Annotated in this window: 7 protein-coding genes; 3 read left to right on the top strand and 4 right to left on the bottom strand. The window is 49.8% G+C overall.

Features of this window, described 5'->3' with window-relative positions; all coding sequences use genetic code 11:
- Nucleotides 1–128: 128 nt before the first annotated feature.
- Entirely contained in the window at nt 129–2132 is a 2004-nt protein-coding gene (locus L4D79_RS12025; RefSeq protein ID WP_428651815.1) for a methyl-accepting chemotaxis protein, read from the top strand.
- A 205-nt stretch (nt 2133–2337) separates the two neighbouring features.
- Nucleotides 2338–3369 carry a dihydroorotase gene (gene pyrC / locus L4D79_RS12020; RefSeq protein ID WP_428651814.1) on the top strand — a complete coding sequence of 344 codons (1032 nt, stop codon included), beginning with the start codon at nt 2338–2340 and terminating at the stop codon, nt 3367–3369.
- A gap of 134 nt (nt 3370–3503) precedes the next feature.
- On the opposite strand, the gene L4D79_RS12015 is transcribed toward pyrC, so the two are convergent.
- The 4 genes from L4D79_RS12015 to L4D79_RS12000 all read right to left on the bottom strand — a co-directional run bounded on the left by L4D79_RS12015 (nt 3504) and on the right by L4D79_RS12000 (nt 10632).
- Entirely contained in the window at nt 3504–6599 is a 3096-nt protein-coding gene (locus L4D79_RS12015) for an efflux RND transporter permease subunit (RefSeq protein WP_428651813.1), read from the bottom strand.
- Nucleotides 6600–6601: 2 nt separating this feature from the next.
- On the bottom strand, nt 6602–7687 hold the full coding sequence (locus tag L4D79_RS12010; RefSeq protein ID WP_428651812.1) for an efflux RND transporter periplasmic adaptor subunit: 1086 nt from the start codon (nt 7685–7687) through the stop codon (nt 6602–6604).
- 1 nt (nt 7688) lies between these two features.
- The gene (locus L4D79_RS12005) at nt 7689–8729 is read right to left on the bottom strand and encodes an efflux RND transporter periplasmic adaptor subunit (RefSeq protein WP_428651811.1); all 1041 of its coding nucleotides are present in this window, start codon (nt 8727–8729) and stop codon (nt 7689–7691) included.
- Between the two features lie 394 nt (nt 8730–9123).
- A complete protein-coding gene (locus tag L4D79_RS12000; RefSeq protein WP_428651810.1) occupies nt 9124–10632 on the bottom strand; it encodes a fumarate hydratase in 1509 nt (502 codons plus the stop codon).
- A gap of 263 nt (nt 10633–10895) precedes the next feature.
- On the opposite strand from L4D79_RS12000, the gene pabB reads away from it, so the two are divergent.
- Nucleotides 10896–12299: an aminodeoxychorismate synthase component I gene (gene pabB / locus L4D79_RS11995; RefSeq protein WP_428651809.1), complete on the top strand. Its 1404-nt coding sequence runs from the start codon at nt 10896–10898 to the stop codon at nt 12297–12299.
- Nucleotides 12300–12500 lie beyond the last annotated feature (201 nt).

Raw genomic sequence — 12500 nt, 5'->3', positions numbered from 1 at the left:
TGCTTTTTTTGCTTCTAAAATTTTAAGCGTCACATTTTGTACGAAGACTAAAACCATAACTCTAACTTCGTATTACATTGCCATAAGTAAGTTCTGCTGTCGCTTGCTTGGATTTTTTTAGGGATATTATGAAGACAACGAAACAGACCTCTGTCATTCGACGTATGTATACCGGTATCGCCGTTATGGTAATGCTTTTTGTTGCCACACTGATGATGATGCTCGATGGCACCAGTCGGATCCATCAACAACTCCAAATCGTCACCAATCAATCATTACCCTTGGTGTCATTATCAAACCAAGTCAGTGTCAGGCTTTTGGCGGCAGATAAGATCTATAAGGATTTCCTGACAAGCCAAGATCTGGTACGAATGGATACGTACGAAACCCAGTTCGGCCACGCCCACCAACAATTTCTGACCGCCTTAGAACAACTCGAAAATGCCGCACAAGACAACACCGCTCTCAGCAGCCAGCTTGAAGCGCTTATCGCACTGGAAAACCGTTACTTCCGCGAAGCCCATACGGCAATGGACAATTACCGGGCCCAATTGGTTGCCCAGGCCGATCGCCAACAATCTGCCCGACGTTTCCAGCAACTGCATGGTAGCCTCAATAGCCGGATGAAAGATTATGTTGACGATCAAGAGAGCATTTCGGTCAAGATGATCGCAAAAAACTACTTTGTCAAACTGCAAGAAACGGAAGTCGTCACGTCAGATGCGCTGGCAACGGAAGATATCGATACCATTGACAAAGCCATCAAAAGTAACCGACGCAATATCAATCACCTCAACAATGCCTACCGTTCACTGCTCGCGATGATGCCTGAACTCAAAACGATATTTGATAAGTCGATAGCCCAGTACACGCTGGATATTGGCCAATCAGGCGGGGTCCTTGATGATCACTTCCAGTATATCGAAGCACGCAACCGGCTCTATGACAACATTGCTATCCTTGCGAATGAAATCGACCAAGCCATGGAGTTACTCGCGAGCTTCAGTGCCCAGGCAAATACCCAGATGAATACCGCCATCACCAATGCAGACAGCACCTACAGCCAGGGTTACCGCAATGCGACCTTACTCGGAGTAGGCACAACATTGTTTGCCTTGTTCATCGGGTGGTATCTCGCACAAAGCGTCCGCAAACCGCTGAATGCAACGCTGGCAACCCTTGAAGCACTGGCAAAGGGAGATATGACCAAACGCAGCCAAGTGAACCAATTCGTTGAATTCAGCAAACTGGGTAACTACATCAATACCCTTGCTGACAACCTGCAAGAGATCCTCGGCAAGCTCAGCCAGGCTTCGAGTGATCTCACGGCTGTCGCTGAAGAGAACCAGTCAACAACCACCGAGGCCAAAAATCGACTGCATGAGCAACGCCAGCAAACGGCCTCTGTCGCCACTGCGATGACCGAGATGGAGCAGTCTGTTACCGACGTCTCCCACAGCGCGCAGAATACCATGGAGCGTGTCCACGAGGTTGAGAAGGCATCGAGCACCGGCCGTGAAGTCATGAGCCGCAATATCAACACCACCCATCAGCTCTCGACCCGTTTGGACAAGTCTGTTCACGCGGTCTCGGATCTGCAGGAAATGAGCAGCAATATCGGCTCGATCCTCGATGTGATCCGCAACATTGCCGATCAAACCAACCTACTCGCCCTCAATGCGGCTATCGAAGCGGCACGCGCCGGTGAGCAAGGCCGAGGCTTTGCGGTGGTCGCCGACGAGGTACGGGTGCTGGCCAAGCGGACAACCGACTCAACATCGGAAATCGAGCAGATGATCCAGCGCCTACAGTCCAGTTCGGGGCAAGCCGTCGAGGTCATGCAGAGCTGTGTCAGTGAAATGGATAACAGCCTGACTCAAGCATCAGAAGCCAACAGCGCCATGGAAGAGATCCAAGCAATAATTCTCGAGATCAGCCAGATGAGTACCCAAATTGCCCAGGCTGCTGAAGAGCAGCGCAGTACGACAGGGGAGATTGCCCGCTCGCTGGAAGATATCAGCCATATTGCCGATTCAAACTACCGTTCTATGGAAGAAGTCGCCGAAGCCAGCGGCAAGCTTGATCACCTTGCCCACCAGCAAAACGACCTGGTTCACCGCTTCAAGCTTTAGCGTTTTGCTTCTTAGTCCAATGAAAAGCCAGCCACCCAGCTGGCTTTTTTATTAACCTTATATACAGACAGACCTTTTATTTGGCCATCGCAAGCAATCGTTTGCTCTTTTCTGCGTCAATTAATTCAATAGTTTGAAGATGCCGCTTTACAAGCTCCAGCTGAGGTTTTAGAATCGGTCGATTTTTTTTGGGAGGGAAGCAACAATGACGACTATTACGATTACACGTCCTGATGACTGGCACTTACACTTGCGGGATGGCGACGTGCTCAATGACACTGTTCGCGATACCAGCCGCTATATGGGTCGAGCTATCATCATGCCAAACTTGGTCCCACCGGTAACCGATACTGAAGCTGCTCTAGCTTACCGAGATCGTATCCTAGCCGAAAAGCCCCAAGGCAATTTCTCTCCTCTCATGACCCTCTACCTCACCGACAACACCACTCCTGACGAAATTCGAAAAGCCAAAGCAACTGGCCATATCTATGCCGCTAAGCTTTACCCTGCAGGTGCAACTACCAACTCTGATTCGGGCGTCACATCCATCGACACATTGATCCCGACACTAGAAGCAATGCAGGAAGAAGGTATGCTTCTTCTGATCCACGGTGAAGTGACCACTCACGATGTCGACATCTTCGATCGCGAGAAACAGTTCCTAGATACAGTACTTAGCCCCATCGTCAAACAGATGCCAAACCTGAAAATCGTGGTTGAGCATATCACCACCAAAGATGCGGTAGAGTTTGTTAATAATGCAGGCCCTAATGTGGCGGCAACCATCACGGCGCACCACCTGATGTTCAACCGTAACCACATGCTAGTCGGCGGGATCCGTCCGCACTTCTACTGCCTGCCAATCCTTAAGCGCAATACTCACCAGCAGGCACTCGTTGCAGCAGCAACAAGCGGTAGCCCGAAGTTCTTCTTGGGTACTGACTCAGCACCGCACGCCCAAGGCCGTAAAGAATCAGCCTGTGGCTGTGCCGGTTCTTACACTGCCCATGCCGCCATCGAGCTGTATGCCGAAGTGTTCGAGCAAGCTGGTGCATTAGACAAGCTAGAAGCGTTTGCCAGCTTCAACGGGCCGGACTTCTACGGCCTGCCACGCAACGCCGACACCATCACCCTGACCAAAGAAAACTGGGCAGTGCCAGAGACCATGTCTTTCGGTAACGATGTTGTCGTGCCAATCCGTGCAGGCGAAGAAATGACTTGGAAAGTAACGGCTTAATCCGCCGCCAAGACAATATACGATCAGTCAGTCTGTCGAATACTCTTCGCCAATCAAGCTGCAAAAAAGAAAGGGGCGCCTGTATGGCGCCCCTCTTGTTAGTTAGCTATTTAACCTTTAAGCCCTATTCTGATTTAACTGTGCACCGGTTCCGGGACCACAGGGCTGCTTCCCGGCAATGGCAAATGGTGGAACAGGCGATAAAGCACAGGAACCACGATCAGTGTCAGTACCGTGGCAAAGCCCAAACCAAACATGATGGTAACCGCCATAGGTTTAAAGAACACATCCGGTAGCAAAGGCACCATCCCCAGTACCGTGGTAATGGCTGCCATACAGACCGGCCTTACACGACTCACCGCCGCATCGACCACCGCTTGGTACTTCTCCTTACCGCTGGCAATCTCAATTTCGATCTGATCCAACAAGACGATACCGTTTTTCACCAGCATTCCGGAGAGGCTGAGGAAACCGAGCAAAGCCATAAAACCAAACGGGGTATTGAGCAGCAACAAGCCTGTTGTTACCCCAATAACCGCCAACGGTACTGTCGCCCAGACGATCAGGGCTTCCTTGACCTTGTTGAACAAGAAAATTGTGATCAGGAACATCACCAAATAGCCCATTGGCATGGTCTGGAACAAAGAGGCTTTCGCATCAGCCGACGACTCATACTCCCCTCCCCACTCCAATGAATAGCCTGGAGGATAATCCAATCCTTCAATTTTCGACTGGATCCGAGCCTGCACGGTCGCAGCAGTTTCATCACCCAGCGGATCCGGATCAGCCATTACCGTCAGCATCCGCTTACGATCCTTACGTGCGATAAGAGGGTCTTCCCAAATAATATTCGTACCATTGATCACTTGCTGAAGAGGGATATAACCTTGCGTTGCCGGGCTCCAAATCTTCATGCCTTCAATAGTACTGACATCCACCCGCTCTTCATCAGGCAAACGAGCGACAATCGGCATCAAGTTCGTCCCGTCTCGATATATCCCGACGGTTAAGCCAGAGAAGGACATCTGCAACAGATCGTCGACATCTTTTTTAGTGATCCCGTAGCGACGGGCCTGACTTTCATTAAAGATCGGTTCAATAACCTTATTACGCTCACGCCAGTCATGACGGATATTAAATGCACCAGGATCGGCGTTGAGAATATCCACAACCTGTTTGGCAAGGGTCCGTAGTACGGTGGGGTCTGGACCAACCAAGCGCGCTTCGATTTTCGAGCCAGATGATGGGCCAAGCATGATCTGCTTGAGCTTATATTCAAGCTCAGGGTGTTGTGTATCCAGCGTCTCTCCGATCATCCCCATGACCGGCATCACATCCTCAAAGCTCTTGACCCGGATCACCAGCTCACCATAAGAGGAGTAGCTCTTCTCAGGTGAGTAGGTCAGCATGAAGCGTTGTGATCCCTTACCGGCACTGGTACTGACATACTCCACCCGTTCATCCTGCGCCACAAACCCTTCCAACTCTTTCAAGGTCGCATTGGTGGCACGAATGTCAGTGCCTTCCGGCAACCAAACATCCACCATGAACATTGGTGTCGTCGATGACGGGAAGAAAGATTGCTTGAGTAAGGTGAAGCCATACAAGCTCGCCCCTAGCATGGCAACCAGCACTATCACTGTCAGCCATGCACGGCGCATACAGAACTCAAGGAAGGTCTTATACCAAACAAAAAGCTTACCGGCATAAGGGTCGGCATTAGGGTCATCATTGCCGGTCTTTACACTTTTGAAGAACAGATCACTGAAAAACGGCGTCAACGAAATTGCCGTAAACCAGCTCAGCATGAGTGAAACCAGCAGTACGGTAAACAGCGTTCGACAGTACTCACCGGTTGAGTCCTGAGAGAGACCAATCGGCGCAAACGCCATCACGGCAATTACCGTCGCACCAAGCAGCGGCCATTTGGTTTGGGTCACAATGTCAGAAGCGGCCTGCATCCGGGTTCGCCCCTTCTGCATGCCAATCAGCACCCCTTCGACCACCACTATCGCATTATCCACCAACATACCCAGCGCGATAACCAATGCCCCCAATGAGATCCGCTGCAAATCGATCGCCAGCCAACTCATAAAGACAAACGTGCCCAATACAGTCAGTAACAAGATCAAGCCAATCAATAGGCCGGAGCGAAGCCCCATAAAGAACAACAAGACGATGATAACAATCGCAACGGCTTGACCGAGGCTTACCACAAAACCGCTGACCGACTTATCGACCTCTGTCGGTTGACTGTACACCACCCCAATATCGATACCGACGGGCTGCTGCTCTTTGAGTTCACGTAACCGTTGCTCAACACGCTTACCGACTTCAACAACATTGACCCCTTCAACAGCGGAAATCCCGACATGAAGCGCCTGCCGCCCGTTGTAATTGATCAGGTTACTCGGCACCTCTTGGAAATCTCGTTTGATTTCGGCGACATCCTTAAGGTAAATCAGTCCTTCTGCACCGCTTTCCGTAATGATTAAGTCACCCAGCTCATCGACACTCTGGAATTCCCCGGTGGGGTGAACGCGGATATACTCGGATCCGATACGCACAGCACCCGCACTGGTGACAAGGTTCTGGGTCTCGAGCGTGCTGTAGATAGTCTGCGGTGAGATCCCTAAGCTGCTCAAGCGCTGCATCGATATTTCGATGAACACTTGTTCTTGCTGGGTACCGGTAACCGATACCTTACCGACACCGTCCACTAGTTCGACTTCACGACGGAGATAATCAACGTAATCGCTCAGCTCTTTATAGCTGTAGCCCTGACCCGTAACAGCCAGCAGCATACCAAACACATCACCGAAATCATCCACCACCGAAGGAGCTTGTACGCCCGGCGGCAGTGAAGGTTTGAGATCGTTGACCTTACGCCGCATTTCATCCCAGATCTGCGGAAGATCATCCGGCCCGTAGTTGTTCTTCATGGTGACGGTTATTTGAGAAAGCCCACGGCTGGAAACCGAGTTGACCTCATCCACATAGATCAGCTGCTGGATTTCTTTTTCTATCGGATAGGTCACCTCTTCTTCAACCTGCAGAGGCGTCGCTCCGGGATAAGCGGTGATCACCATCGCATCTTTAATCGTAAATGCCGGGTCTTCCAAACGCCCCAGCCCGAAGAAAGCCATGGTCCCGCCAATTAAGAAAATCAGTGTCAGCATCCAGCTGATCACTTTGTTCCGAATAAAATAAGCTGCAATATCCTGTTTCATAATCAGCCTGCCTCCTTGTCCACAATGGTGACCGACTGGCCTTCGCGTAATCTATTCGCCCCTTCGACAACAATATGTTCGCCGGCCTCCAGCCCCTCCAACAGACGAACACCTTCAGGTACCACCTTATCGGTAACAACTTGACGTTTGGTCACCGTATTATCGTCGTTGACGACCCAGACAAATTTATTGTCCATTGCCAATTCATCCCCATCCTCATTGAAGATGGCTTCAAGCGGTATGACGGCTTCTCCCTTGCGGTAAACCTTCAGCTTCTGGGCATCGGCTTTCACCTCAACCGCCATCCCGTCAAGAATAAAGCGGTCTTGCGGCATTGGCATGGTTAAGGTCACTAAAAAAGAGCCCAAATTAGGATCGGGCTCGGTGGTAAACTCCTTGAGGTTGGCCTTATATGCACTGCCATCCTCAAGCAAAATTGTCGCCCCCGGTTGAGACTCCTGGACCTCCACAGCCGTGCTCTGTGAATAAATCAGGTCCGGCGCCTGGATAATGATATCGACCTGATCAGCTAAGTGCAGGTTCATCACCAACTGGCCGATCTGTACATTCTCAAACTGTTCAACCGGTACTCGTGAGACCACACCAGAAAAAGGGGCTTTAAGTTCAGTAAAAGTCAGGTTGAGCTTGGCGTAATCCAAACGGGCTTTGGCAATCCGACGTTGTGCTTTTAGCTCATCAAACTGCGACTGTGGTAAGAAACCTTGCTTAACCAACTTGGCCGACCGGCGGTATTGGCTATCAGACACATTGAACTTGGCCTGGGCATCATCCACTTCCAGCTTGTAGTCAGTCGGATCAATACGGGCCAATAATTGCCCCTTTTTAACCTGATCGCCAGGTCGAACTCCGATAAAGCTGACTTCACCCTGGACCCGGAATGACAAACTCGATTTGTCTGCCGCTGCCGCAACTGCCGGAAAAGTCAACTGAGGCGCCGATTGCGCCATCTGTACTTCGACCACCGCAACAGGTGCAACGATGGTACGTGGCTCTACCGCCGCTTTATCACAACCCGCAAGGAATGCCACCCCGCCCAGTACCAAAGGTATTAGCGTTAACGTCTTCATCTTACAGTCCCCGCTCCTTGACCCATTTACGCACTTTTTGCCCTTCTTTCAGCTCCTGCACCCCAGACGTCGCAATCAAGTCGCCATCACTCAAGCCATTCAATACCCTACGCTTGTTATCAAGCTGAACGGGTACCTTGGTGACAATGCCTTGGTCGTCAACACGCCAGACAAAAGTGTTTTCCCCTTCGGTCAAAATCGCTCGAGATGGAATAGAGCCACTGGCATTTTGCGGGATAGCCACGCGTACATGCCCCGCCATACCGGGTAGGAGGTTGAAGCCTTGTGGGCGTTCCATAAACAAGGTGACTTTATAACTTGAGGTTTTCTCATCCGCTTCGGTATCGATTTCCTTGAACTCAGCCGAAAATGTCTGATCAGGGATAGTATCGAAGGTCACGGAAGGATCCCGTTCAAAATCAGAACGGTGTTGGAAACGAGCAAACAATTGATCGGGTAACTGGAAGGTAACATTAATCAAACCAGCACTTTGAATGTGCATTACCGGTTGTTTAGCAGCAATATATTCGTAGTTCTCCACCAAAGAAAGGGACAGCGTCCCGTCATATGGCGCAATCAAACTGGCATAATTGAGATTAGCTTGAGCTTTGTCCAAGTCCGCCTTGGCCTGATTTAATTCGGCTTCCGAGCGATCAAAATCCAACTCCGATACCACATTGGTTTTGAGCAGTTCTTTATCTCGTTTGTATTGTACATAGGCTAATTCATAATCAGCGTTGGCCTGTTCGAGTAAAAGACTGAGTTCATCGGTATTAAGGTGAGCGAGGACTTGTCCCCGTTTGACAATATCACCGGGCTTGCTGTCGACTTTATCTAATTGTCCTGATACCCGAAAAGCCAGTACGGCTTTATCTCCCGCTTCGACAACAGCGGGAAATGTCCGGAAACTTTCAGTATTGCCTACTGATACAGCCTCAAGCTTGACAGGCCTAGAGTCGGGTTCAGGAATGACGACTTCTTTATCCCCACACCCTTGTACCAATAATGCTAGCAAGGCCGGGGCCCACATCACGCGTCCCATAAAATCCTCTGTATTTCTTCATTATTGTTGTATTTATTGATGATGTTAATTGCGCCAAGCGCTACCGCATAACACCAAAATGCTTGTTAATACTATAGTCCACATATCGCTACAATAATTAAACAAACATCAGAAAAACAACAAAAAAACAGCTATTAAGAAAACCAACGAAACTAACAGAGGGTTGAATAGACGGCGATAGACAGAAGAAGGAAATCAGCAAAAGTCAGTAATAATCAGATGAAGAATACTCAATATATACAAATGCGTTATTTTTTGAGGTGGATTCAGCTATTTTTATGTCGCTCAATAGTAGGGTTGACTCCTACCCGAGCACAGGCAACAAAAAAGGAGCCTTTCGGCTCCTTTTTCAAATTAGTGACAACCCCAACGCTTAACCTTCAAACTCGGCAATTTTCACTTTCCAAGTATCTGGGCCTGTCTGGTGAGCATTCACGCCTTCAGCATCAACCGCCACCGTGACCGGCATATCGACGACGTCGAACTCGTAAATCGCTTCCATACCCAAGTCTTCAAATGCGACCACGCGCGCATGTTTGATGGCTTTAGCCACCAAGTAAGCAGCGCCACCAACAGCCATCAGGTAAACCGCCTTGTGCTTCTTGATAGACTCGATTGCAGCAGGACCACGCTCAGCTTTACCGATCATGCCAGTCAGACCCGCTTGCTCAAGCATCATATCGGTAAACTTGTCCATACGCGTCGAGGTTGTTGGGCCTGCAGGACCGACAACTTCATCACCGACGGCATCAACAGGGCCAACGTAGTAGATAAAGCGGTTATTGAAATCAACTGGGAAGTCTTCGCCCTTGGCCAACATGTCCTGAATTCGCTTGTGTGCCGCATCACGACCGGTCAGGATCTTACCTGACAGCAACACAGTCTCACCAGAACGCCAGTCCTGCACGTCAGCTTTAGTCACTTCATCAAGGTTTACACGGCGAACGTTGTCACCGACTTCCCATGTCACTTCCGGCCAATCTTCCAACTTAGGTGGTGACAAGTCTGCCGGCCCCGTGCCATCCAGCGTAAAGTGTACGTGGCGAGTCGCAGCACAGTTCGGGATCATACAAACCGGTTTGGACGCTGCGTGCGTCGGGGCTGTTTTGATTTTAACGTCCAACACAGTCGTTAGGCCGCCAAGGCCCTGTGCACCAATACCCAGCTTATTGACTCGGTTGTAGATGTCCAGACGCAGTTCTTCTTCTGCCGTCTGTGCACCGCGCTCTTGCAGCTCATGGATATCAATAGATTCCATTAGCGATTCTTTTGCCATTACCGCCGCTTTCTCGGCGGTACCACCAATACCGATACCCAGCATACCCGGTGGGCACCAGCCTGCCCCCATCAGAGGAACGGTTTTTTCAACCCATGCCGCCACATCATCCGACGGGTTTAGCATGACCATCTTGGTTTTGTTCTCAGAGCCGCCGCCTTTGGCTGCAACCTGAATTTCAACTTTATCGCCCGCAACCATATCAATATGGACAACAGCAGGGGCATTATCCTTGGTATTTTTACGGCTACCGGCAGGATCGGCTACGACAGAGGCTCGTAGCGGATTATCCGGATTGGTATACGCTTGGCGTACACCTTCATCAATCATTTCCTGTACAGTCAGATCGCTATCCCATTGTACATTCATACCAATTTTGACGAAGCAGGTCACAATCCCGGTATCTTGACAGATTGGGCGGCGACCTTCAGCTGACATACGCGAATTGATCAGAATTTGAGCAATTGCATCTTTCGCAGCTTGGCTCTGTTCTTTGTCATAGGCTTTTTCCAAAGCTTGGACAAAGTCGAGCGGATGGTAGTAAGAAATGTACTGCAGCGCATCGGCCACACTACTAATCACATCTTGTTTACGGATGACGGTCATATCTGCCCTCGTTGATTTTTATCATTCCCTGGCGCCCGATTTTTTGCTTCCAGTGTAGGGGGTGATTCACATTGTAAGTAATAAAATGCAACCACGCGGCCATGATCCTCATGGCATTTCTCCATTCAGCATATTTAAGTGCTACCTGCTAAAAATAATACTTTCAGGACGTCCTTGGGCGTCGGATTAAATTCTGTGTTTATGATACTCTTGCGAATAATTTCGCGCCATGCGCCAGACGTACACCTGTCACAAAAAAGAAAATGATTTGTAAATCACATCCAGAACTGAGTATCGAACAACTCGACTACCACAAAGACGCCTCGCTAACGTGGTTTGAATCGTTTGCGGGTCTGCCGTGGGCTATGATATTACGCTCCGCAGCTTCGGATCATCCAGATAATCGATTCGACATATTAGTTGCTGATCCTTTAGCCACTTTAGAGACATATGGTGAAACAACCCGTATTAATTTTTCAAATGGTGATGAAAAGTCGAGCAACGACGATCCGTTCGCTTTAATCCAAACGATACAAGCACAGTTGGTTCCATCGACACTCCCTTTGAAAGATGTGCCTTTTATCGGCGGTGCCGTTGGCTTGTTCAGCTATGATTTGGGGCGTCGGGTCGAAAAAATAGCGACCACGGCCCTACATGATATTGCAACCGCCGACATGGCGGTGGGTATTTACGACTGGGCACTCATTGCCGATCATCTTACCGAGCAGCTTTACTTAGTCTCTCCGGAAGGAAGTGGGCGCATGAAATGGCTGCAACAGCATCGCCAATCTGCCGAACAAACGGCCACGACCACAAAGCTGCAACACCCTGTCGACTTCGCATTAACATCGAAGTGGCAAGCCAACATGGATAAAGACGAATATTGCAACAAATTCGATCGTATCCAGCAGTATTTGCTGTCAGGTGACTGTTACCAGATCAACTTAACCCAGCGATTCTCTGCTCACTACCAAGGCGATGAGTGGCAGGCATACCGGTTACTGGAAGAACGCAACGGCGCCCCTTTCTCTGGCTTTCTCCGCACCAGTGACAGCGTCATTCTTTCGGTTTCACCGGAAAGGTTCCTACAGCATCGAGAGGGTTATATTGAAACCAAACCGATCAAAGGAACCCGACCACGGGACACAGACCCGTCCTATGATAAGGCTTTGGCTGACGATCTACGCACAGCGGAAAAAGATCGTTCAGAAAACCTGATGATCGTCGATTTACTGAGGAACGATATCGGCCGAGTCGCCAAACCGGGTTCGGTAAAAGTGCCGCTACTGTTCGACATTGAAAGCTTCCCGGCTGTTCACCACTTGGTGAGCACCGTAACCGGTGAACTGGATCAGCAATATACCGAAACCGACCTGCTGCGAGCCTGCTTCCCGGGAGGTTCTATTACCGGGGCACCGAAAGTCAGAGCAATGGAGATCATTGAAGAGCTAGAGCCAAACCGTCGAAGCGCCTACTGCGGAAGCATTGGCTATATCAGCCGTTGTGGACAGATGGACACCAGCATCACGATCCGCACTTTGGTTGCCAATAACCAAAAACTGCATGTCTGGGCTGGCGGTGGTATTGTCGCCGACAGTGAAGCCGATAGCGAGTACCAAGAAACTCTCGATAAACTGAGCCGTATTTTGCCGGTCCTTGAACGCTAACCTAGGCGTATAAACAACATCGATTCAAGGCCAAGCCACACATTTTGTTTGGCTTGGCCTTCTTTTATCGTCAGTCTATTGTCTAGCCGCTGCACGGATCCGCAGCGCTGAAACCACTTCGAATGAAAAACAATTCGTTAAGTTGCTGTTTCAACATCTATAGTTAATAGTATGCCGTTATCGCAACACCACGGAAGGTTT

The organism is Photobacterium satsumensis, from assembly GCF_050336935.1.
In the GTDB taxonomy this organism is placed as follows: domain Bacteria; phylum Pseudomonadota; class Gammaproteobacteria; order Enterobacterales; family Vibrionaceae; genus Photobacterium; species Photobacterium satsumensis.
Note: the sequence above shows the minus strand (reverse complement) of the source record. Positions and strands in the feature narration are given on the sequence as shown.

Coding starts and splice junctions, on each gene's coding strand:
- L4D79_RS12025 (WP_428651815.1), top strand. CDS start 129: ATGAAGACAACGAAACAGACCTCTGTCATTCGACGTATGTATACCGGT.
- pabB (WP_428651809.1), top strand. CDS start 10,896: ATGATTTGTAAATCACATCCAGAACTGAGTATCGAACAACTCGACTAC.
- L4D79_RS12015 (WP_428651813.1), bottom strand. CDS start 6,599: ATGAAACAGGATATTGCAGCTTATTTTATTCGGAACAAAGTGATCAGC.
- L4D79_RS12005 (WP_428651811.1), bottom strand. CDS start 8,729: ATGGGACGCGTGATGTGGGCCCCGGCCTTGCTAGCATTATTGGTACAA.
- pyrC (WP_428651814.1), top strand. CDS start 2,338: ATGACGACTATTACGATTACACGTCCTGATGACTGGCACTTACACTTG.
- L4D79_RS12000 (WP_428651810.1), bottom strand. CDS start 10,632: ATGACCGTCATCCGTAAACAAGATGTGATTAGTAGTGTGGCCGATGCG.
- L4D79_RS12010 (WP_428651812.1), bottom strand. CDS start 7,687: ATGAAGACGTTAACGCTAATACCTTTGGTACTGGGCGGGGTGGCATTC.